Here is a 21778-nt window from a genome sequence, read left to right as displayed (position 1 = left end):
GCCTGCTGATGTATTGCAGGCGCATTTTTTTGGTTCCCCGGCTCTTTACCGGCGGGCGCTCCATGCGGCGACTCGAAGCCCGCACCGTGCGTGCTTCGGACGGTCCCTTGAAGGAGATTTGTTAAATGGCTAATGGCACTGTGAAGTGGTTCAACGCGGAAAAGGGCTTCGGCTTCATCGAGCAGGACGGCGGCGGCCCGGACGTCTTCGCCCACTACTCGAACATCAACGCCAGCGGCTTCCGCGAGCTGCTCGAGGGCCAGAAGGTCGAGTTCGACGTCACGCAGGGCCAGAAGGGCCCGCAGGCCGAGAACATCCGCCCGCTGTAGTTCCTCTGCCACGGCACCTGCCCGGCAGCGAGGGGCCCGCACTGCGCACATGCGCGGTGCGGGCCCCTCGGCGTTACGCCACGATGTCGGCGGCCCCGGTCGAACCGGAGAGCCCCGACCGGCGCCCGATCGCCTCTCCAGGCTCACTCGTGCGCTCGTACGCCCTCCCGGATGGCGCCCTGGGTGGCGCCCCAGGAGGCGAGCAGGCGCAGGCCCTCCTCGCTGGGGGAGCCGGGCTCGGCGGTGTAGATCGTGAGGGTCAGGCCGGGTTCGGCGGCCAGCTCCAGGCCCTCGTAGGCGAGGGTGAGGTCGCCGACCGCCTGGTGGTGGAAGCGTTTGGTGCCGGTGCCGTGGTGGCGGACGTTGTGGGCGCCCCAGCGGGTGCGGAATTCGTCGCTGCGGGTGGAGAGCTCGCCGACGAGGTCGTGGAGGTCCTTGTCGTGGGGCGTGCGGCCGGCCTCCGTGCGCAGGATGGCGACGGTGATGTCGGCGGCCTGCTCCCAGTCGGGGAAGAAGCGGCGGGAGGCCGGGTCGAGGAAGTGGTGGCGGGCCAGGTTCGCCTGGTTGCCGGGGGTGGCGTAGACCTCGGCGTAGAAGGCGCGGGCGAGCGGGTTGGCGGCGAGCAGGTCCAGCCGGCCGTTGCGGACGAAGGCGGGGCCGGCCGTGATCGCGTCCAGGGTCCACTGCAGGCTGCGGTGCGGTGTCCAGGCCCGGGCGCGGCGCCGGGGCCGGACGAGGGCGTCGGAGCCGTCCGCGGCCTGCGCCAGGTTCAGCAGATGGGCGCGTTCGGCCTCGTCGAGACAGAGCGCCCGGGCGACGGCTTCCAGGACGGCGGGGGAGCGCCCGCCAGGTTGCCGCGCTCCAGCTTGGCGTAGTACTCCACGCTCACGTCCGCGAGCGCCGCGACCTCGCTCCTGCGCAGGCCCGGGACCCGCCTGCGGCTGCCGGCGGGCAGCCCCACCCGTTCGGGGGTGATCTTCGCTCGTCGCGAGGTGAGGAACTCGCGGACCTCCTGGCTGTTGTCCACCCTTCGACCGTACGGCCTGCAGGGACCGGGAGGGATGTACTGCCGGTACACCCCTCGCTGGTGACTCGCTGCGCGCGCCGGGAGCGGGTTCCCTGGATGTCAGGGAGAGCAGCACGCACCCGACCCCAGCCCCCGTATTGCGAAGGAACCCCCTCATGCGCGGAACAGTGATCCACGCCCCCGGCGACATCCGCCTGGAGAACCTGGACGACCCGAAGATCATCCACCCCACCGACGCGATCATCCGCACTGCCGCCACCTGCGTGTGCGGCTCCGACCTGTGGCCGTACCGCGGCCTGGACCCGGTCGGCGAACCGCGACCGATGGGCCACGAGTACGTCGGCTTCGTGGAGGAGGTCGGCAGCGAGGTCACCGGCCTGCGCCCCGGCCAGTTCGTCGTCGGTTCCTTCGCCACCTCGGACAACACCTGCCCGAACTGCCGGAACGGGTTCACGTCGAACTGCGTGCACCGCGAGTTCATGAGCACCTGCCAGGCCGATCAGGTGCGCATCCCCAACGCCCAGGGCACCCTGGTCGCCACCGACGAGGTGCCCGGAGAGGAGTTCTGGCCGGGCCTGCTGGCCGTCTCCGACGTGATGGGCACCGGCTGGTGGGCTGCCGACGCCGCCGAGGTGAAGCCCGGGTCGACCGCCGTGGTGGTCGGCGACGGCGCGGTGGGCCTGTGCGGGGTGATCGCCGCCAAGGCGATGGGAACGGAGCGGATCATCGCGATGAGCCGCCACGAATCCCGGCAGAAGCTGGCGCGGGAGTTCGGTGCGACCGACCTCGTCACCGAGCGTGGCGAGGAGGGAGTGGCCCGGATCAAGGAACTGACCGGCGGCATCGGCGCGGACAGCGTGCTGGAGTGTGTGGGCACCGCCGAATCCATGCAGCAGGCGCTGCGCTCCGCCCGGCCCGGCGGCAACGTCGGCTTCGTCGGCGTCCCGCACGGGGTCTCCGTCGACGGGCAGGAGCTGTTCTTCTCCCACGTCGGCCTGCGCGGCGGCCCGGCTCCCGTCCGCCGCTACCTGCCCGATCTGATCGACCACGTGCTGACCGGCCGGATCGACCCGGGCAAGGTCTTCGACCTCACCCTCCCCCTGGAGCGGGTCGCCGAGGGATACCGGGCGATGGACGAGCGCCGCGCCATCAAGGCGCTGCTCAAGCCGTGACCCGGGTTTCACCGAAGGGGAGTCCCATGGAATTCGTCAAGACCGCCTGGGCCGAACCGGGACCGGACCAGCAGTACAACGGGCGCCGGACGCGCGGCCGGTAACCGTCCGGGCCCGTAGAGAACCGTGCTGTACGCGCCTGCCCACGCATATGCGCCGCTGGCCCGTACCGTTCGGCGCGGTGTGAGCCAGTACGCCAACGGCCCGCCGCCCGGGAGGCGGTGGGCCGTTGAGGGTCGGGTCAGACCTCGGCGGTGGCGGCGAACGTCACGAACGCCTTCCACGCGGTCGGCTCGAAGGTCAGCTGGGGGCCGCTCTTGTCCTTGGAGTCACGGACGTGGACGACATTGGGCGTCTCGGCGACCTCGATACATTGGCCGCCTTCGTTGCTGCTGTAGCTGCTTTTGATCCACGCGATCTTCGCGTTCATCGTTCTCCCAGCATCTTCTCGATCAAGGCCAAGGACTCCCTCACGTCGAGCGATTGCCCTCTGAGAGCTCCGTATCGTGCGTTCATGATACGGACTTCCTCCTGATCCGTGATCAGCCGGCTGCTCTGCTGCGCCTCGATGTATCCGTTCTGCGGACGCCCCTTGGGAGTGATGAGCGTGAAGGGCCCACCCAGGGCCGGGTGGTCAACACTGGCGGTGGGCATGATGTGAATCGCCATGCCTCGCAGCCCTCCGACCTCCAGCAGGCGCCGCAGCTGCTCCTCGTGAACGTCCCAGCCGCCCAGCGGCCGTTGGAGGACGCTCTCCTCGATGACCCAGCTGAAGATCGCCCGTGGCCAGCGAGTCAAGATCTCCTGTCGTTCCATTCGCGCGGCTACACGTTCCTCGATCACCTCTTCGGTGAGGAGCGGTTGGCGCATTCCGAAGAGCGCTCGTGCGTGCGCCTCGGTCTGGAGCAAGCCGGGGATGAGCAAGGTGCTGAACTCGTGGATCTCCACGGCCACGGGCTCCATTCCCGCATAGCCCCTGAACCACGCCGGATGCCGCACGCGAGCCTTGGCTCGCGCCTTTATTACGTCATCCCTCTGGATGGCCAGCAAGCCGCCGGCATTCAGCTCCTTGTCCACTGCGACGAGCAGTTCCGGCTGCGGCGTGCGCACGCCCCGCTCGACTGAGCGAATCAACTGCTCTCCGTAGCCGATGCGTTGGGCGAGCTCCCGCTGCGTCATCCCGGCCCGCTCCCGAAGGAGCTTGATCTGCTTTCCGATCGCCCGGAAGAAGTCCGAGGTCTCCGTGAGGTCCTCCGGAAGTTCCGTCCGGACCTCGTCGCCTGTCTCGTTGTTGCGCGCCGCACCCATGGCGACCACCCCACCTGTGATTGAGCCGCACAAAACAAAAGCTGTCCGCACCTGTACAAGCACTCTCTGTGCTCGCCAGAGTCATGGTCAGCGTACGTCCGTCCCGTCACGCTTTTGCCCATGACGACCGAAATCCCCCTCGACAGACCCCGCCCCCACACCACCACGCTCCCCGCCACCCCCAAGGGCGCCGCCATCTGTCGCCGCATCGCCAGGCGTCAACTCACCACCTGGGGGCTGAACTCGACGCACACCGAGCCGTTCCACTCCGCGCTCCTCATCGTCGCGGAGCTCGCCGCGAACGCGATCTCGCACGGACGTGTTCCGGGGCGCGGGTTCGAGCTGCACCTCGCCCTCACCACCACCGCGCGCCGGGGCACCACCCTTCGCATCGAGATCAGCGACCTCAGGGGTGACAAGCTCCCCGTCCTCCCCACCGTCCACACACCCAACGCCCAGTCCGGGCGCGGCCTCACCCTCATCGACGCGCTCTGCGACCGCTGGGGCACCATCCCCCGCCACCCCAACGCCAAGACCGTCTGGGCCGAACTCGACCTCACCGATGTCACCTGAACCCCGGCATAGCGAAGCCCAGGCCGCGTTCTGCACCCTCCTCCCCTTCGCGCTCCTCCTCGCCCTGCTCGCCTGGGCCTACCCCCTCAGCACCCACCATCACAACCCCCAACGGCGGCAGGCAACTTCAACCACAACAACCAGCCCGTAGAACAGACGGAGTGGGAAGTCGGACAGGCCGACTTCCCACTCCCGTCATGGCTCGAACTCCCCGGGCTGCGAGGTCAGTTCTGGAGGAAGCCGAGGAGGTCCTGGTTGAACCGGTCCTTCTCGCCGGGGACGGCGGCGATGCCGTGGCCGGCGCCCTCGTAGACCTTGAGGACGGCGCCGGGGATGAGCTGCGCGGCCTTGCGGCCGGTGGCGTCGATCGGCACGATCTGGTCGTCGTCGCCGTGGACGACGAGGGTGGGGATGTCGAACTTCTTGAGGTCCTCGGTGAAGTCGGTCTGCGCGAACGCGGTCACGCAGTCCACGCCCGCCTTGATGCTCTGCTGCATGGCCAGGAGCCAGTAGGCGTCCAGGTTGCCCTGGGTGACGTTGTTTCCGGGGCGGTTGGCACCGAAGAACGCGGGCGCGAAGTCCTTCCAGAACTGCGAGCGTTCGTTGAGGATGCCGCCCCGGATGCTGTCGAAGACCTCGGCCGGTACGCCTTCGGGATTGGTGTCGGTCTTGAGCATCAGGGGCGGGATCGCCGACAGCAGTAGCGCCTTGCTGATCCGGTCGGTGCCGTGGCGTCCGATGTAGCGGGCGAGTTCGCCGCCGCCCATGGAGTGGCCCACCAGGGTGACGTCGCGCAGATCGAGCGCGGTGATCAGGTCGTTCAGGTCGTCGGCGAAGGTGTCGAAGTCGTAGCCGGTCCAGGGCTGGGCGGAGCGTCCGTGGCCGCGGCGGTCGTGGGCGATGCCGCGGAAGCCGTGGTCGGCGACGAGCTTCATCTGGTCCTCCCAGGCGTCCGCGTTCAGCGGCCAGCCGTGGATGAAGACGACCGGGCGTCCGCTGCCCCAGTCCTTGTAGAAGATCTCGACACCGTCGCGCGTCGTCACAGTGGGCATGGGGTGCTTCCTTGTCGGGGCGAGAGGCCGGTCATCCGGGAGAGCGCTCTCCCGGGCGCGGCCCACGGGCAACGGGGACAGCCTGACGCCGCCACCCGGGGCCTCCGGGGAGGTTCCACCGAACGCGGTGTGTCGTTCACCCGGACCCGGATGATGGAGACCGAGGCGTACCGGCCGGTAACCAACCCGCCCCACCGGGCCCCACCGAATGGCCGGTACACCGCTCACAGGCCCGTCGTGTGCGCTCGCGACGGGCCTGTCCTGCCGCCGCCCGGGCCAGGACGGCGGGACGACGGGACGCACGGGGCCGTCAGGGCGAGTATGGAGGGAAGGCTGCAGCTGCGCCCGTCGGCCCGAACGAGGTTTTGTGATGACTGTGCCATGGAAGTCGCCGTCGAGGCCCGGCAAAGAAGCCGCCGGGGCGATGGCCGGGCGCGGCATCGAGGCGCTGGCACGGATCATGCGGTCGGTGCCGGACCGGCTCGACGCGCACATGGGCGGCCTCTACCTCCTCTCGGAGGACCGGCAGGTGCTCGAACTGGCGGTGACGCTGGGGGCCGCCCGGCAGTTCACCAGGCCGTGGCGGCACATCGGCCTGACCGCGCCGATCCCGGTGGCCGAAGCCGTGCGCAGCGGCCAGGTCGTCTGGGTGGGCGGCGGGGACGACATGGCGAGGCTGTACCCGAGGGTCGCGGTCGCCATGCCGTACGCGTTCTGCCTCGCGGCCGTTCCGCTGGTCGCGCGGGGGACGACGTACGGCGCGCTCTTCATCCTCTGGCCCGCCGCGCATTCCCCCGAGCTGTCGGCCCTCGAACGTGAGGGGCTCGGTGCGCTGGCGGCGCGCCTGGCCGAGGTGGCGGCGGAGGCGGCCGACGCGGGCCGTCCGATCCGGGCCGGCCCACGCTCTGCGGCGGCGGAGGAACGTGTCGCGGATCCCCTCGGGTCGGCGATAGCGCGGCTGCCGGAGGGCCTCTGCGACATCGATCTGGACGGCCGGCTGGCCGCGGTCACACCCGCCGCCGAGGTACTGCTAGGCGAACCGGCGGAACGGCTGCTCGGCGCACGGCCGTGGGCGGTGCTGCCCTGGCTGCGGGACCCGGTGTACGAGTACCACTACCGGGGTGCGGTGATCAGCGGGCAGTCCACCTCCTTCGTCGCACTGCGGCCGCCGGACCGGTGGCTGTCGTTCCAGCTCTTCCCGGACGCCTCCGGACTCACCGCGCGGGTCGCCACCGCAGATCCCGGCACCGCCGCCGAAGCCGCCGTGGACCCCTCCCGGCACCACCGGCACTCCGGATTCTCGACCGAGCGGGCCGTGCACACGCGGCCCGGGGCGCTCTACCACGTCCTCCACCTCGCGAGCGCGCTGACCGAGGCCATCGGCGTGCAGGACGTGGTGCGCATGGTGTCCGAACAGATCGTGCCGGCCTTCGGCGGCCAGGCCGTCGCGGTCCTGATGGCCGAGGGGGGCCGGCTGCGCATCGTCGGGCACCGTGGCTATCCTCCCGGCCAGGTCGACCAGTTCGACGGCACCCCGTTGACGGAGTCCACCCCCGGCGTCCAGGCGGCGACCAACGCCGTGCCGGCGTTCTTCGAGTCCCGTGCGGAGCTGGAACTCCTCTACCCGAACCGCCGCGAGACGCAGGACGGGATGGCCGCCTGGGCCTACCTGCCGCTGGTGACCTCGCGGAGGCTGATCGGCACCTGCGTGCTGGCCTTCGCCGAACCGCACCACTTCGACCTGGAGGAGCGTGCCGTCCTCACCTCGCTCGGTGGTCTGATCGCCCAGGCCCTGGACCGCGCCCGGCTGTACGACACCAAGCTCGGCCTCGCCCAGGGCCTCCAGGAGAGCCTGCTGCCGCATGTGCTGCCCGCGGTCCCGGGCCTGGAGGTCAGCGCCCGCTACCTGCCGTGCACCGAGGGCATGGACGTCGGGGGCGACTTCTACGACCTCATGCGGGTGGGGCCCGACAGCGTGGCCATCGTCATCGGCGATGTCCAGGGCCACAACGTCAACGCCGCCGCGCTGATGGGCCAGGTGCGCACCGCCGTCCGGGCCTTCGCCGCCGCCGATGCCGATCCGAGCACGGTACTGGCGCGCACCAATCGCCTGCTGGTCGACCTGGACACGCCGCTCCTGGCCAGCTGCACCTACCTCTGCGTCGATCTCGCCGCCCGCGAGGCAAAGCTGGCCAACGCGGGCCATCCCGTACCCCTGCTCTACCGCCGCGACGGCCGGGCGGGGGTCGTGGAGCCGCCCATCGGCCTGGTCCTGAACGTCGACCCCGCCGCGGAGTACCCGCAGCTCCGCGTCGACCTGCCGATCGGCACCACCCTGGCCCTGTACACCGACGGCCTCGTCGACACGCCGGGCGCCGACCCCGACCAGGCGCTGGCCGACCTCACGGCCACCCTCGCCCGCCACGGCGGCCAACCGCTGGCCCGGCTGGCCGACGCCCTCATCGGCCGGGCCGGACACGCGGAGCACCGCACCGACGACATCGCGTTGCTGCTGGTCCGATCGGTCCCACGCTGAGACGCGTACGCCCTCTGATCCCCGCGGTCGAGCCTCGCGGGTGGGTCTGATTCAGGCCAGGGAATGACATGTTCACGACAGTAGAGTGATCTCCCCGTTACTGTACGTGCCAGAACCGTCATGCTGTTCCTGCGGAGACGATCCGGCCGTCGAGGTGCACCGGCCGCCTCTCGTCGCCTCCGGTGTCGACGCCACCCGATCGGGTGGTCGTCGTCCCATCCTGCGAGCAAGGGCCCTGCCGTCCGTCATGGCCAAGACGGACCGCAAGCCATTGCAGGTCCCAACTTCCTTACCAGCAAAGGTGATTGACTGATGCTGCCTGCCATGTCACAGCGCGACCGGGAGAGCTTCCTCGCCGACCGGCGGGTCGGGGTCCTGAGCGTCGCGGATCCCAGAGAAGGCGACCGCGCGCCGCTGAGCGTGCCGGTCTGGTACGGCTACGAGCCCGGGGGAGAGGTCCTCGTCCAGACGGGGCGCGAGACGGTGAAGGGCCGACTGCTGCGCGCCGCGGGCCGGTTCAGCCTCTGCGTGCAGGACGAGCGGCGGCCCTACCGGTACGTGAGCGTCGAGGGGCCCGTCGTCGCGGTCGAGGACCCGGTGCCGCCGGCCGTCCGGGACGCGCTGGCCCACCGCTACCTGGAGCCGGACGAGGCCCGCGGCTACCTCGACGCCACCGCCGACCAGCTCAAGGACGACATCCTGTTCCGGCTGCGCCCCCAGCGCTGGCGCACCGCAGACTTCGCGGCCTTCGCGGCCGACTTCACCGAGCCCGCCGATCCGCTCGCCGACAGCGCGGGCTGAACCGGCCCGCCGTCGGCACCGGCACGGCACGGCACGCGCGGCACCCCATCGCAACCGCCATAGCCGCCGCAGGCCGCCGTCGCGGCCGACGAAGCCGACCCTCTTGAGAAGGACCAATGACCTCTACCGACGTTTCGTCACGCCTGATCCACATCCCGGCCGCCCGCCCCGCCGCAGGCGCCCCCGGCCCCGACTACCCGCAGGACCTCACCCTCCCGGAGCTCTTCGCCCGGCAGGCGGCCGCACACCCGCACGCACCGGCCGCCCGGTACCGCGACCGCACCCTCAGCTACGGCCGGCTCGACGCCGACTCGACCGCCCTGGCCGCCCGACTGCTCGCCGCCGGCATCGCACCGGGCGAACCGGTGGGCGTGTGCGGCAGCCGCTCCCCGGAGGCGCTGGTCGCGCTGCTGGGCATCCTCAAGGCCGGCTGCGCGTACGTGCCGCTCGACGACGACCTGCCCCCGGCCCGCCTGCGGGCCATGGCCGAGGACGCCGGACTGCGCGCCGCCGTCACCCTGCCCGGCGCCGAACGCCGGGTCCGCGGACTGCGGGTGAGCATCCCGGTCGTCGCCGACGAGGGCGCCGTACCGAAGCCCGTCCGGACCACCGGCGCCTTGTCCGCGGCCACCGACTGCTCCTACGTCGCCTTCACCTCCGGCACCACCGGCCGCCCCAAGCCCGTGGCGATCCCGCACCGGGGCGTCGTCCGCCTCGTCCTGTCCGACCGCGAACTGCCCCCGCCCGGGCCCGGCGACCGGATCCTGCACGGCTACGGCCTGTCCTCGGACGCCTCGACGATCGAGATCTGGGGCGCCCTGCTCACCGGCGCCTGCCTCGTCATCGCCGACCGCGAGGAACTCCTCTCGCCGACCGCCCTGGAAGACCTCCTCCGCGCCCGGGGCGTCACCGTCGCCTACCTGACCACGAGCGTCTTCCACCTCCTCGCCCGGACCCGCCCGCAGGCGATGGCCGGCCTGCGGTTCGTCTCGGCCGGCGGCGAGGCGATGGACCCGCGGCTGGCCAACGCCGTCCTCGCGGCCTGCCCCGCCACCACGGTCGTCAACTTCTACGGCCCGACGGAGAATTCGGTCGTCTCCACCGCCCACCGGGTGCGCCCGCTGCCCGAGGACGCCACGCACGTCCCCATCGGCCGCCCGTTCGGCGCCACCACCTGCCACGTCCTGCGCGCCGACGGCACACCCGCGGCGCCCGGCGAGGAAGGCGAGCTGTACGTCGGCGGGGACGGCGTGGCCCTCGGCTACCCGGGCGACGAGCAGTTGACCGCGGAGCGCTTCGTCCACCTGCCGCGGGTCGAACCCGGCGGACGGCTCTACCGCACCGGCGACCGGGCCGTCCGGAGCGCCGACGGCCTGCTGGAGTACCGCGGCCGGGCGGACCGCCAGGTGAAGCTGCGCGGCGCGCGGATCGAGCTCGACGAGGTGGAGTCGCGTCTGCGCACCCACCCGTCCGTCGGTGAGGCCGTCGTCGAGGCCGAGGACGGCGCGCTCACCGCGTACATCACCCCCGCAGCCCCCGGCGCCGACCTGCCGCTGCCCGAGCTGCGCGGCTACTGCGCCCAGTGGCTGCCCCCGCAGGCCGTCCCCTCGCTCGTCGCCCTCGACCACTTCCCGGTGACCAGCGGCGGCAAGGTCGACCGCAAGCGGCTGCGCGCCACCGCCGTCGGCCCCGCCGACGAGGAGCCGCACGAGGCCCCGGCCGAAGGACTGACCGTCCTCCTCGCCGGGATCTGGCAGCAGGTGCTGCGCACCAGGCCCGCCCCCGAGGACGACTTCTTCCACCTGGGCGGCGACTCCCTGCTCGCCTCCGAGGCCGTCACCCGCACCCTCGCCGCGCTCGGCCTCGACGCCGGGCTCAGCTCCGCCCTCATCCGGGCCCTGCTCACCGCGCCCACCCTCCGGAGCTTCACCGAGGCCGTCCGCGCCGCCCGCGAAGGCTCCCCGACGGCCGCCGGCGAGACCACCGTCGACTTCACCCGCGAGACCGAACTCGGCTTCCGGCTCCCGCCCGTCCAGGGCCCCGCGCCCTGCCCCCAGGACCCGAAGGACGTCCTGCTCACCGGCGCCTCCGGCTTCGTCGGCGCCTTCCTCCTCGCGGCCCTGCTGCGCCGCACCGCCGCCCGCGTCCACTGCCCCGTCCGCGCCGCGAGCCCCGCCCACGCCGAACAGCGCGTGCGCACCGCCCTCGCCCGCTACGGCCTGCACCTCGACGAGGCCGACTGGCAGCGCGTGACGTGCTTCCCCGCCGACCTCTCCGAGCCCGCCCTCGGACTGCCGGACGACCACCGCGCCGAACTCGCCGACCGCCTCGACCTGATCGTGCACAACGGCGCCCAGGTCAACTTCCTCTACCCGTACGAACAACTGCGCGCCCCCAACGTGGACGGCACCCGCGAGATCGTCCGGCTCGCCGCGCCCCGCCGCGTCCCGGTCCACTTCCTGTCGACGGTCGCCGTCGTCGCGGGCTCCGGCGCCGCCGGGGTGCGCGAGGTCGCCGAGGACGCCCCGCTGGCCCACGCCGACGGGCTCACCATGGGCTACGCCGAGAGCAAGTGGGTGGGGGAGAGGGTGCTGCGCCAGGCGGCGGCCCAGGGGCTGCCGGTGGCCGTCCACCGCCCCTACGAGGTGACGGGCGACCAGGTGAGCGGCGTGAGCAACACCGAGACCGCCATCTGCTCCCTCTTCAAGACGATCGCCGAGACCGGGCTCGCCCCCGACATCGCCCTGCCGATGGACTTCGTCCCCGTCGACCACCTCGCCGAGGCCGTGGTCCACATCGCCACCCGCCAGGACGCCGACGGCCGCACCTACCACCTCACCAACCCCCGCCCTGCGATGCTCTCGGACGTCATCGAGCGGATGCGCGCGGCCGGCTACGCGGTCCGCACCCTGCCCTACCCGCAGTGGGTCGGCGAACTGGTCCGGCACGTCGCCGCCAACCCCACCAGCGCCACCGCGCCGTTCGTGTCGCTGTGCGTGGACCGCAGCCGCACCGCCGACATGTCCGTCAAGGAGCTGTACTTCGAGGGCACCTTCCCGGTGCTCGGCCGGCACAACGCCGAAGCCGCCCTGGCGGGCAGCGGACTGCACTGCCCGCCGGTCGACGCCGCGCTGCTGGACCGCTACCTGGAGTACTTCCTCGCCTCCGGCTACCTGCCGCGCCCCGCCACCGTCACCACCCAGGAGGGCACCCGATGACCGACACCGCCGTCCCGGCCCCCGTACCAGCCGCCGTACCAGCCGCCGTCCCGGCCCCGATCCCCGTTCCCGAGGTGACGCCGGGCACCGCCGGACCGCCCTGCGCCTACGCCCGGCTGCGCGCCGAACAGCCCGTCGCCAAGGCGCAGTTGCCCAACGGCGAGACCGCCTGGCTGCTCAGTCGCTACGAGGACGCCCGCGCCGCCTTCGCCGACCCCCGGCTCGTCCGGCCCCTGCTGTCCGCCTGGCCGCCCGTCGAGGGCGACGACGCACCGCCGCCGTGCCTGCCGACCTTCCTGGAGATGACGGGCGAGCACCACGAGCGCGTACGCCGCGTCGTCCTGCCGCTGTTCGGCCGCGGGCGACTGGAGTTCATGCGGCCCCGCATCCGCGCCATCGCGCAGGAGCTGATCGACACGATGACGGCCGCCGCACCCGACCGCACGGCCGACCTCGTCGCCGCGTACGTCGAACCGCTGCCGCTGCGCGTGCTGTGCGAGACCATCGGCCTCCCGCACGAGGACCGCGACCGCTACCTCCCGCACACCCTCACCCTGCTCAGCGCCGCCGGGCTGAGCATGGACGAGATCCTCGCCGCCCTGTACGCCCTGCAGGACTACGCCTCGGAACTGATCACCCGCAAGGAACAGGAAGAGGGCGGGGATGACGACTACATCCGCCTGCTCCTCGCCGAGAGCCGCCGCCCCGGCGCCGAGCTGACCAGGGACGACGTCGTCAGCTTCGTCGTCACCATGCTGATGGCCGGCTACAAGACCAACATGCAGCACACCGGCAACGCCCTGCTCGCCCTCCTCACCCACCCGGGCCAGCTCCACCGGCTGCGCGACCATCCCGCCGGGATCCCCACCGCCGTGGACGAACTGCTGCGCCACGTCCCGCTGATGAACGCGATCAACATCCTCGTCGCCGAGGAGGACTTCACCCTCCACGGGCAGCGGATCAGGGCCGGCGACGCCGTCGTGCCGGTGCCCGCCTCCGCCAACCGCGACCCCGAGGCCTTCACCGACCCCGACCGCCTCGACCTCACCCGCACCCCCAACCCGCACATCGCCTTCGGCCACGGTCCGCACGCCTGCACCGGCGCGCACCTGACCCGGATGCAACTGGCCATCGTGATCCAGGTGTTGCTGGAGGAGCTGCCCGGCATCGAACTCGCCGAGCCCGCCGAGTCGCTGCCCTGGGACGAGACCACCCCGCTGCGCGCCCCCGCCAGACTGCCGGTGCGCTGGTGACGACGGCATCCCCGCAACACGCCTCCGAATCCGCCCAGAAAGGACCGCGCCACGTGAGCGCACCCCAGGCTCCCGCCGCCACCACGGGTGACCACCCGCTGCCCCGCTACCCGTTCAGCACCGACGGCGACCGCCTCGCCCCCGAACTGGACGAACTGCGCAGCCGCTGCCCCGTCGCCCGGGTCAGGACCAACTCCGGCGGCGAGGCGTGGCTGGTCACCGGCTACGAGCTGGCCCGCGAGGTCCTGCGCGACCGCGCCTTCGCCCGCTCCGTGCTCGGCGAGGACGACAGCCCGGCCCAGGACGCCCCGATCCTGGCGCCCGAACTGATGGACGCCATGAACCACCTCCAGCAGGCCGGGCTGCGCGACGAGGTGCTCACCGCGCTCGGCCGCAACCAGCCCGAACTGCCCGCCGACTGGGTCGCCGAGGTCACCCGGGAGGGGCTGGAGCGGATGGTCGCCGAGGGCGCGCCGGGCGACCTCCAGCGGCACTTCGCCGAGTGGGTCGCCGCGCAGTGCCTGTGCCGGCTGCTCGGCCTGCCCTTCGAGGACCGCGAGTGGCTCGCCGAGCGCGCCGACAAGGACCTCACCATGGCGACGTACTCCGACGCGGAACTCGCCGTCAACTGGGAGGAGATCCGCGCCCACATGGCGGCCTTCATGGCCGCCCGCACGCCCGGGCGCCCGCGCGGCCTCGCCGACCGGCTCGCCGACCTGGACGACCGCCACCAAGGCCTGGACGAACGGCAGTTGTCCAACATCGTCGCCGTGCTGTTCGTCAGCGGCTACGAGGACTTCGCGAGCTTCCTGGGCGTCGCCGCGTTCAACCTCCTCCAGCACCCCGAGGCGATGGCCGCGCTGCGGGAGAGCCCCGAGTCGACACCCCAGCACGTGGAGGAACTGCTGCGGTGCAGCGTCGTGCTCGGCAACGCGATCCCGCGCTTCGTCACCCAGGACACCTCCCTGGGCGGCGCGCAGGTCAGGACCGGCGACCTGATCCTGCTCTCCCTGGACGCCGCCAACTTCGACCCCGAGGCCTTCGCGGACGCCGAGCGGTTCGCGCCCGACCGCTCGCCCAACCCCCATCTGCGCTTCGGCCACGGCCGGCACCACTGCCCCGGTGCCCACCTGGTGCGCCGGCAGTCCGACGTCGCCTTCCGGGTCCTGCTCCAGCGGTTCCCGGGCCTGCGCCTGGCCGTGCCGCCCGCCGAAGTCCCCTGGCACCCCAACCGGATGGCCATCATGGCCGCCGCCGTCCCGGTCACCTGGTGACCTGAGCGGCCCCGGTTCCGGGAGGCCCCGCCACCGGTGGCTCCCTGGCGACGGTCGGTCGTCAGGGCGTCGCCGGTGGCGGCAGCCGGCCCCGCCCTGACGCCCTTACAGCTGCGCCGTGAGGGCGACCAGCAGCGCGGCCAGTCCCACGGCCAGCCAGGCCACGTAGTCCCCGAGCAGCCCGGAGTGCAGTCGGCGCAGCGGCAGGACGGTCACCCGGTACAGCCCGCCGGTGCCGCGCCTCGGGTCGCGGCGGAGGGCGGCGATGGCGAGGCCGACGGCCAGCAGGGCGGAGAGCAGGCCCAGCAGGACTCCGGACACCGTCCACCAGGCCTCGGGCGTGGCGCCGGCGGGGGCAGCCGTGCCGCCGAGGGTCTCGGTGAGGTACCCGTTCCGGTCGGTGAAGGCGGCCGCTCCCGCCGCGAGCGCGCGCCCCACGCCCGGCAGCACGCCGACGGCCAGGCAGCCCGCCAGCAGCAGCGCCGGGACGAGGAGCATCGGTGCCGGCGGTCGCCGGCCCGGTTCGCGGATCTCGGGCTCCTCGCCGTCGCCGGTGGTCGCCGCCACCTCGGGGTGCTCGGCCGGTGGCGCGCCGAGCCCGCCGAAGACCCGCAGCCCGGCGCGCAGGACCGCGCCGCCGGTGAGCGCGGAGACCAGCACGAACACCACCGGCAGCCAGCCGCCCCAGTGCCCGGCGGCCTCCTCGGTGACGGCCTTGCCGAGCCCGGTGCCGAACGGCGGCAGCCCGGCCAGGGCGAGCGCGCCGAGGACGAACAGCAGCCCGGTGAAACGGAGTTCGCGGGCCCGGCCGTGCAGCCCGTGCTCGTCCACCGAGCCGTACCGGTCGAGCAGCACGCCGGTGAGGCCGAACAGTGCCGCCTTGGCGCCCGCGTGGCCGGCCACGTACACGGCCGAGCCGGTCAGCCCGGCCGGGTCGAGCAGCGCGGCGCCGATCAGGAACAGGCCGATGTGCCCGACGGTCGAGAAGGCGAGCATCCGCTTCAGGTGCCGCTGCTGCCAGCACATCACGGCGCCGACCAGCGCCGTCAGCACGCCCGCGGCGAGCAGGGTGTCGCGGACCGCTGCGTCCGGCAGTCCACCCGCCCCGGCGAAGACCACGCGGTGGATCCGCGCCACCCCGTAGACGCCGAGTTCGACCATCACCCCGGACAGCAGCATGCACACCGGGCTGGGCGCCACCGCGTGGGCGTCCGGCAGCCAGAAGTGGAAGGGCGCCGTCGCGGCCTTGACCAGCGGGCCGGCCAGGACCAGCACGAAGGCGACGACGACCAGGGCGTCCCGGCCGTGTCCGGCCGCGGCGTGCTGGTCCAGTGCGGCGCCGATCTGGGCGAGGCCGAGTTCGCCGGTGCGGGCGTAGAGCAGGCCGATGCCGAGCAGCGAGAGGTACGCGGCGGCCGAGTTGACCAGTCCGAAGGCGAGCGCGCCCTGCAGCGGGCGCGGGTCCTCGATCCGGTAGCCGGTCAGCGCGTAGGCGACGGCGCCCATCAGTTCGAAGAAGACGAAGGCGTCGAAGAGGTCCCCGGTGAGCGCGAAGCCGCACATCCCGGCCTCGAAGAGCAGCAGCAGGGCGGGGAACACCCCGCCGTGCTCGCCGGAGGGCTCCTCGAAGTACCGCCAGGCGTAGCAGAGCACGGCGAGGACGAGGACGGCCGAGAGCAGGGCGAGGCCGGTGCCGAGGCGGTCGGCGACCAGCACGATGCCGACGCTGTGGCCGCCGCGCGGGCTCCAGCCGCCGAGCCAGGACACCGCCCGGCCGTCCGGTGCGGTCCGGGCCCACAGCAGGGCCAGACAGGCCACGTCGGCGGCGGCCAGGACGGCGGTCAGCGCGTCGCGGCCCGGGCGGGGCAGCCGGCGGCCGGCCACGGCCAGGACGGCGGCGCCGAGCAGCGGGATGGCGACGGCCAGCGGCAGCAGGTCAGTGGTGTTCACCGGCCGGTCACCCGCGCAGCCCGGTGAGTTCCTCCGGGTCCACCGTGCCGTGCCGCTTGCGCAGTTGGATGACCAGCGACAGCAGCAGCGCGGTGACGGTCGCCCCGACCACGATGTCGGTCAGGGCGAGCGCCTGGACCACCGGGTCGACCACCGGGGCGTCGGTCGGCAGGTCGGAGTAGACGGGCGCGGTGGCGCCGCTGCGGTAGCCGACCGCGAGCAGCAGCACGTAGGTGGAGGACTGCGCGACGGCCAGGCAGCCGACCGCCTGCACCAGGTTGCGGCTGGTCACCAGGCCGTACAGCCCGGCGAGCAGGATCCACCCGGCGATCAGGTAGGGGAAGATGCTCACCGGCGCTCCCCGCGATGGACGATCTCGACCGCCTGGTCCAGGAAGTGCGCCAGCAGGACCACCACGCCCGAGGCGACCTCGACCCCGACGGCGGCGTTGATCACCGCCACCAGCCCGCTGGAGGACAACTGGTTGAAGGTGCCGAGCGGCAGGGTGTTGGCGAGGTAGCCGGCGCCCTGGGCGAGGCCGATCAGTCCGAGCGCGGCGTAGGTGCCGGCCGCGATCGCGTCCGCCACGTCCAGGACGGCCAGCGGGCGGATCCGCTTGAGCACCAGGTAGTCGGCGGCCACGTAGGCCAGATGCAGGGCGGTGGCGAGCGCGACGCCGCCCTGGAAGCCGCCGCCGGGGCTCAACTGGCCGTGGGCGACGAGGTATCCGCCGACCAGAAGGGTGACCGGCAGCAGGGTGGCGCCGAACAGCCGGGTGGTGGGCAGTACGGGTTCGGCGGCGGCGCGGCGCTTGTGCTCGTCCCGGGCCAGCCGCAGCAGCATGCCGGCGCCGAGCACCGAGCCGAACAGGATCGACTCCTCGCCGAGGGTGTCGAAGGCCCGCTGGTCGAAGTTGACGGAGGAGACGATGTTGGCGGTCTGCCGGGCCAGCCCGGCCGCCACCGCCCGTTCGCCGTACGGGTGGTGGCTGCCGCCGAAGCCGGGCAGCTCGGTCGCGGCGGTGATCAGGGCGGCGGCGAGGACGGTGGCGGCGGTCAGGAACAGCCGCAGCCGGGCGGTGCGGCTCACTCGGTGCGGTCCGGGTGTTCGTCCGACTGCTCCTGGCGTCGCACCCGCCGGACGGTCAGCAGGATCAGCAGTGGGGTGATCGCGCTGCCGACGCCGAGCTGGGAGAGCGCGACGTCGGGTGCCTGGAGCACGGTGAACAGCAGCGCCAGGCAGAGCCCGAGCAGCGCGAGGACGGCGGCCTGCCGGACCGGGTCGCGGGTGAGCGCGGCGGCGGTCGCGGTGACGGCGGTGAGCAGCAGGGCGATGACGGTGAGGGTGTTGGTCACTGCTGGGCCTCCCGTTCGGCGCGGACGGTGGTGCGTGCGACGGCCATGGTGGTGACGGTGCCGCCGATGGCCAGCAACAGGCCGATCACCAGCAGCTTGACGGCGGCCCGCCCCGGCCCGGTGTCCACGGCGAGGGCGAGCGTGACCAGCGGTGCGCCGAGGGTGGCGGCGGGGGAGAGGGCGTGCAGCCGCAGGTACGGGCCGGGCAGCACGGTGAGGGCGAGGGCGGCGAGCAGCAGGGCGGCGGTGCCGGCCACCAGCAGCACCAGGGCGAGGGTGTGCCGGGGCGTCACTGCTGCCTCCCGGCCAGGAAGCGGGTGAACACCAGTGTCCCGGCGGGTGCCAGCACCGCGAGGTCCAGCGCCAGGTCGGTGTACGAGGTGCGGCTGAACCCCTGGGCGAGCAGCAGCAGGACGACGGAGGTGATCGTCGCGGCGAGGTTGAGCCCGGCCAGCCGCTGCTGGGGTGAGCCGCGCAGGCCGAGCAGCAGGCAGGGTCCGATCCCGCCGGCGGCCAGCACGGCCGCCGCGAGCAGCCAGGCGTTCACTCCCCGGCTCCGGTCAACGCCCGTTCCAGCGCGGAGAGTTCGTCGCCCAGGGCGTGGACGGTCAGCTCGCCGTCCCGGCTCTCCACCGTGTACGCGCCGGGCGTCGAGGACAGCAGCGCCGCGCCCCAGGCCGCCCCGGTGCCGGGGGCGAGCCGTACGGTGCGGAACCCGCCGCGCCGGTGGCCGGGCGAGAGCACGGCGAGCGCGAGCCGGCCGGTGTCGGCCAGCAGGGTCCACGGGAACGCCCACAGCGCCCTGGCCAGCCGGGCCGGTCCGCCGGGAGCGGCCCCGGACGCGCGCCGGACGGCCACCGCACCCAGCGCCCCGAGGAGCGCCACGCCGCCGCCCACCGCCACTTCCAGCGGGGACACCGAGCTGATGAATACGATGTTCAGCAACAGCAACACCCCCCACCAGAGCAGGAGTTCGAGCATCGTTCGCATTCCACCACCCCCATGTCGGTCCTCCGGGCACCCGCCACCGCGGCGGGCGGCCCCCAGGTGTACCGTCCGGTCGGCGCACGCGTCCCGCGCGCAACGCCGCCGCGCGCGCGATCGCGGCACCGGACCACCCGTTCGCCGGACGGCGGGCCGGAAAGCTCCGATGATCGGCCCGGCCCGCGCGGTCGTACCGCCGGCACTCCTACCGCTTCGGCTACCGCTTCGGCTCGTGGGCCGGCTCGGTCACCTCGAACTCCGGGCCGTCCTGCGGCCCCTTCTCCTCCTCGTGCTCCGGTGGTGGACTGCCCTCGCCGGTCATCCGGGACTCCGGCGTCTCGACCGGCTCCGGCGGGTCCTTCGGAGCGGGGTTCCTCATGGTGCTCATCTCGCTCTCCTCCCGGGGCGGGACCGCGCGGCCGGGCAGGGCTGGACATCACGGCCTTGATGGCGGCTCCCTCGCTCCGGACGGGCCGGCGGCCGCGCGAAGCGGCCGCCGGCACCGGGCTCAGTCCTTCCCGGCGTCCTTGATCTTCTCGCCGGCCTGCTTGAGGTCGCTCTTGATCTGCTTGCCCTTGCCCTCGGCCGCGACGACCGGGTCGTCGATGGCCTTCCCGGCGGCCTCCTTGGCCTTGCCGTGGGCCTTCTCCGCGATGTTGCGCAGCTTGTCCTCGGTGCCCATCGGGTTGCGCTCCTCTCGTGCGTCGGACGGCGGGGCCGGGTCGTGGCCCCCGCGCCGCGTGTGCCCGGAGCGCGCGCTTCCACACCGGCCGGCGGCCGTCAACCTCGGCCGGGATCGGTTCTGGTCCGGCTCGGCATGGGCCGGCGGGCCGGGGGAGGTTCTACGGGCACCGGGGACACCGGCCTCAGGACGCCGTGGGCTCGTTGTGGGCCCGCCCCGCCCGGCGTCCGAGGGCGGTGAGCCGGTCGACCGGACCACCGCGCCGGTGCCGGGACGCGGCCCGCAGGCCCGGTACGCCGTGCTCCGGCGCGCCGCCAGCCGGCGGCAGCAGCCGCGCGGTCAGGCCGAGCAGCCGGTTGGTGGTGGCCGGCGCGACGCCGTGGGCGAGCACGCCGGCCTTGGCCAGCGGCGTCAGCACCAGCTCGCGCCGCCCGGCCTCGACCGCCCGGACGATCCGTCGCGCGGCGCGCCCGGCGTCCATCGACACCAGCGGCAGGGACGCGGCGGTGGCGAACCAGGCGTACTCGCTGCCCGCCTGCCCGGCGAACTCGGCGGCCGTGTGAGAGCCGGTGCGCATCAGCCCCGGCAGCACGGTGGTCACCCGGATGCCGTACTGCGCCAGCTCCGCCGCCAGCCCCTCCGAGAGGCCGGTGAGCGCGAACTTGGCGGTCACGTACGGCAGCAGGTGCGGAGCCGGGATCCGGCCGCCGACCGAGCTGATCATGACGATCGAGCCCGCGCCGCGGGCCCGCATCGCCGGCAGCACCGCCTGGACCAGCCGCAGCGGCGCCATCGTCATCAGCTCGTGCGCCCGCCGGAAGTCCTGCTCCTGCATCGCCGAGACCGGGCCGACCTGGATCAGGCCGGCATTGTTGACCAGCAGGTCCACCTCGGCGCCGAAGCGCTCCCGCACGGCCGCGAGCAGCCGCCCGGGCGCCTCCGGATCCATCAGGTCGCAGACCGTGCCGGCCACCTCACCCGGGCGGCCGCGCAGCTGGCGCAGCGCCCGCTCCAGCGCCAACTCGTCCCGGCCGCACAGCATCACGGCACAGCCCCGCTCCGCCAGCTCCCCCGCGATCAGCAGCCCCAGCCCCCGGGAGGAGCCGGTCACCAGCGCCGTCCGTCCGGCCAGCACACCCATCGCCCGCACCCTTCCTCGCTCCGGGAAGTCCGACGCCAGCGCGTGTGTCCGACCGCTCCGCCCGCAAACCGTGGGCGGTCCGCCCGATCAGGGCGGAGCCGGGTGCGCCCACGCCAGCAGCCGGTCGCGTGGCCAGGTGGTGACGAGCCGGTCGGGGCCGAGGCCGAAGCGGGCCGCGCGGGCGTAGCCGGAGGTGAGCCAGTGCAGTTGCTCCGGGGCGTGGGCATCGGTGTCGACGGCGAACAGGCAGCCCGCGTCGGCGGCCAGGCGGAGCAGCTCGTCGGGCGGGTCGCGGCGCTCGGGGCGGCAGTTGATCTCCACGGCCGTCCCGGCGGCGGCGCAGGCGGCGAACACGGCCTCGGCGTCGAATCGGGAGGGCGGCCGGCCGCGGCCGGTGACGATCCGGCCGGTGCAGTGCCCGAGCACGTTGGTGCGCGGGTGGCGGACCGCCGCCAGCATCCTGGCCGTCATCGGTTCCGGGTCCGCGCGTAGCCTGGAGTGCACCGAGGCCACCACCACGTCGAGCCGGCCGAGGAGTTCGGGTTCCTGGTCGAGCGAGCCGTCCTCCAGGATGTCGCACTCGATTCCGGTCAGGAGCCGGAACGAGCCGTCGGGCCCGTCGTGGGCGTTGCACGCCGCGACCACGTCGAGCTGGTGCCGCAGCCGTTCGGGGCTGAGGCCGTGGGCGATGGTCAGCCGGGGCGAGTGGTCGGTGAGGACGGCCCAGCGGTGTCCGAGCGCGCGGGCGGCCTCGGCCATCTCCTCGATCGGGTGGCCGCCGTCGGACCAGTCGGAGTGCAGGTGGCAGTCGCCCCGCGCGGCCGCGAGCAGGTCCCACCCGGCCTGGGCGGCCGGCCCGGCGGAGGCTTCGAGCCGGGCGAGGTAGGTCGGGGTCGCGCCGGCGGCGGCCTGGGCGATCACCTCGGCGGTGACCGGTCCTACGCCCGGCAGGCGGCGGGCAAGCGCGGCGTCCACCGGCCCGGGCGGCAGGGCGCGGACCGCGTCGGCCGCGGTGTGGAAGGCCCGCACCCGGTAGGGGGAGGCGTCCTTCCACTCCAGCAGGAAGGCGATCCGCCGCAGCGCCGTGGCCGGGTCCATGACGGTCGGTCTGCGAGCGGCCGCC

At 73.3% G+C, this 21778-nt stretch carries 22 protein-coding genes and 1 pseudogene; 8 read left to right on the top strand and 15 right to left on the bottom strand.

The window, feature by feature from the left end; translation table 11 throughout:
* Nucleotides 1–125 precede the first annotated feature (125 nt).
* Complete coding sequence (locus tag ACIG5E_RS10580) at nt 126–329, top strand: cold-shock protein (protein ID WP_014136787.1); 204 nt, start codon at nt 126–128, stop codon at nt 327–329.
* Between the two features lie 143 nt (nt 330–472).
* Here the strand turns inward: ACIG5E_RS10580 and ACIG5E_RS10575 are convergent.
* A pseudogene (locus ACIG5E_RS10575) lies at nt 473–1356 on the bottom strand (helix-turn-helix transcriptional regulator).
* Between the two features lie 155 nt (nt 1357–1511).
* On the opposite strand from ACIG5E_RS10575, the gene ACIG5E_RS10570 reads away from it, so the two are divergent.
* Entirely contained in the window at nt 1512–2528 is a 1017-nt protein-coding gene (locus tag ACIG5E_RS10570; RefSeq protein ID WP_396532910.1) for a zinc-dependent alcohol dehydrogenase family protein, read from the top strand.
* A 241-nt stretch (nt 2529–2769) separates the two neighbouring features.
* On the opposite strand, the gene ACIG5E_RS10565 is transcribed toward ACIG5E_RS10570, so the two are convergent.
* A complete protein-coding gene (locus tag ACIG5E_RS10565; protein WP_396532909.1) occupies nt 2770–2958 on the bottom strand; it encodes a DUF397 domain-containing protein in 189 nt (62 codons plus the stop codon).
* Nucleotides 2955–3836, bottom strand: a complete 882-nt coding sequence (locus ACIG5E_RS10560) for a Scr1 family TA system antitoxin-like transcriptional regulator (RefSeq protein WP_396532908.1) — start codon at nt 3834–3836, stop codon at nt 2955–2957. The genes ACIG5E_RS10565 and ACIG5E_RS10560 overlap by 4 nt, the downstream gene beginning before the upstream one ends.
* Before the next feature lie 120 nt (nt 3837–3956).
* On the opposite strand from ACIG5E_RS10560, the gene ACIG5E_RS10555 reads away from it, so the two are divergent.
* Entirely contained in the window at nt 3957–4409 is a 453-nt protein-coding gene (locus ACIG5E_RS10555; protein WP_396532907.1) for an ATP-binding protein, read from the top strand.
* A 224-nt stretch (nt 4410–4633) separates the two neighbouring features.
* Here ACIG5E_RS10555 and ACIG5E_RS10550 read toward each other — a convergent pair whose 3' ends face one another.
* Nucleotides 4634–5461: an alpha/beta fold hydrolase gene (locus ACIG5E_RS10550; RefSeq protein ID WP_396532906.1), complete on the bottom strand. Its 828-nt coding sequence runs from the start codon at nt 5459–5461 to the stop codon at nt 4634–4636.
* A 370-nt stretch (nt 5462–5831) separates the two neighbouring features.
* Here ACIG5E_RS10550 and ACIG5E_RS10545 point away from each other — a divergent pair, with 370 nt between their 5' ends.
* The 5 genes from ACIG5E_RS10545 (at nt 5832) to ACIG5E_RS10525 (ending at nt 14543) form a co-directional block, all read left to right on the top strand.
* Nucleotides 5832–7997: a SpoIIE family protein phosphatase gene (locus tag ACIG5E_RS10545; protein WP_396532905.1), complete on the top strand. Its 2166-nt coding sequence runs from the start codon at nt 5832–5834 to the stop codon at nt 7995–7997.
* A 324-nt stretch (nt 7998–8321) separates the two neighbouring features.
* Complete coding sequence (locus tag ACIG5E_RS10540; RefSeq protein WP_396532904.1) at nt 8322–8798, top strand: pyridoxamine 5'-phosphate oxidase family protein; 477 nt, start codon at nt 8322–8324, stop codon at nt 8796–8798.
* Nucleotides 8799–8914: 116 nt separating this feature from the next.
* Nucleotides 8915–12016 carry an amino acid adenylation domain-containing protein gene (locus ACIG5E_RS10535; RefSeq protein WP_396532903.1) on the top strand — a complete coding sequence of 1034 codons (3102 nt, stop codon included), beginning with the start codon at nt 8915–8917 and terminating at the stop codon, nt 12014–12016.
* The gene (locus ACIG5E_RS10530; RefSeq protein WP_396532902.1) at nt 12013–13269 is read left to right on the top strand and encodes a cytochrome P450; all 1257 of its coding nucleotides are present in this window, start codon (nt 12013–12015) and stop codon (nt 13267–13269) included. Before ACIG5E_RS10535 ends, ACIG5E_RS10530 begins: the two co-directional genes overlap by 4 nt.
* A 53-nt stretch (nt 13270–13322) precedes the next feature.
* A complete protein-coding gene (locus tag ACIG5E_RS10525; RefSeq protein ID WP_396532901.1) occupies nt 13323–14543 on the top strand; it encodes a cytochrome P450 in 1221 nt (406 codons plus the stop codon).
* Nucleotides 14544–14648: 105 nt separating this feature from the next.
* Here ACIG5E_RS10525 and ACIG5E_RS10520 read toward each other — a convergent pair whose 3' ends face one another.
* The 11 genes from ACIG5E_RS10520 to ACIG5E_RS10470 form a co-directional block, all read right to left on the bottom strand.
* Entirely contained in the window at nt 14649–16493 is a 1845-nt protein-coding gene (locus tag ACIG5E_RS10520) for a complex I subunit 5 family protein (protein ID WP_396532900.1), read from the bottom strand.
* Nucleotides 16494–16500: 7 nt separating this feature from the next.
* Nucleotides 16501–16845 (bottom strand): sodium:proton antiporter, encoded by a 345-nt coding sequence (locus ACIG5E_RS10515; protein WP_396532899.1) that lies wholly within the window; start codon nt 16843–16845, stop codon nt 16501–16503.
* Nucleotides 16842–17582 (bottom strand): MnhB domain-containing protein, encoded by a 741-nt coding sequence (locus ACIG5E_RS10510; RefSeq protein ID WP_396532898.1) that lies wholly within the window; start codon nt 17580–17582, stop codon nt 16842–16844. Before ACIG5E_RS10510 ends, ACIG5E_RS10515 begins: the two co-directional genes overlap by 4 nt.
* Nucleotides 17579–17848: a Na(+)/H(+) antiporter subunit B gene (locus ACIG5E_RS10505; protein ID WP_396532897.1), complete on the bottom strand. Its 270-nt coding sequence runs from the start codon at nt 17846–17848 to the stop codon at nt 17579–17581. Before ACIG5E_RS10505 ends, ACIG5E_RS10510 begins: the two co-directional genes overlap by 4 nt.
* On the bottom strand, nt 17845–18141 hold the full coding sequence (locus ACIG5E_RS10500; protein ID WP_396532895.1) for a cation:proton antiporter: 297 nt from the start codon (nt 18139–18141) through the stop codon (nt 17845–17847). The genes ACIG5E_RS10505 and ACIG5E_RS10500 overlap by 4 nt, the downstream gene beginning before the upstream one ends.
* On the bottom strand, nt 18138–18395 hold the full coding sequence (locus ACIG5E_RS10495; RefSeq protein WP_396532894.1) for a monovalent cation/H+ antiporter complex subunit F: 258 nt from the start codon (nt 18393–18395) through the stop codon (nt 18138–18140). Before ACIG5E_RS10495 ends, ACIG5E_RS10500 begins: the two co-directional genes overlap by 4 nt.
* Entirely contained in the window at nt 18392–18838 is a 447-nt protein-coding gene (locus ACIG5E_RS10490) for a Na+/H+ antiporter subunit E (protein ID WP_396532892.1), read from the bottom strand. Before ACIG5E_RS10490 ends, ACIG5E_RS10495 begins: the two co-directional genes overlap by 4 nt.
* Before the next feature lie 211 nt (nt 18839–19049).
* On the bottom strand, nt 19050–19220 hold the full coding sequence (locus ACIG5E_RS10485) for a hypothetical protein (RefSeq protein WP_396532891.1): 171 nt from the start codon (nt 19218–19220) through the stop codon (nt 19050–19052).
* Between the two features lie 120 nt (nt 19221–19340).
* Entirely contained in the window at nt 19341–19514 is a 174-nt protein-coding gene (locus ACIG5E_RS10480) for a CsbD family protein (RefSeq protein WP_396532889.1), read from the bottom strand.
* 184 nt (nt 19515–19698) lie between these two features.
* On the bottom strand, nt 19699–20655 hold the full coding sequence (locus ACIG5E_RS10475) for an SDR family NAD(P)-dependent oxidoreductase (RefSeq protein WP_396532888.1): 957 nt from the start codon (nt 20653–20655) through the stop codon (nt 19699–19701).
* 87 nt (nt 20656–20742) lie between these two features.
* Nucleotides 20743–21753, bottom strand: coding sequence for a PHP domain-containing protein (locus ACIG5E_RS10470; RefSeq protein WP_396532887.1), 1011 nt, complete (start codon nt 21751–21753; stop codon nt 20743–20745).
* Between the last annotated feature and the right edge of the window lie 25 nt (nt 21754–21778).

It is taken from the genome of Kitasatospora sp. NPDC053057 (genome assembly GCF_044546945.1).
Lineage (GTDB): Bacteria > Actinomycetota > Actinomycetes > Streptomycetales > Streptomycetaceae > Kitasatospora.
The sequence above is the reverse complement of the archived record's forward strand: the minus strand, read 5'-3'. Positions and strand labels throughout refer to the sequence as shown.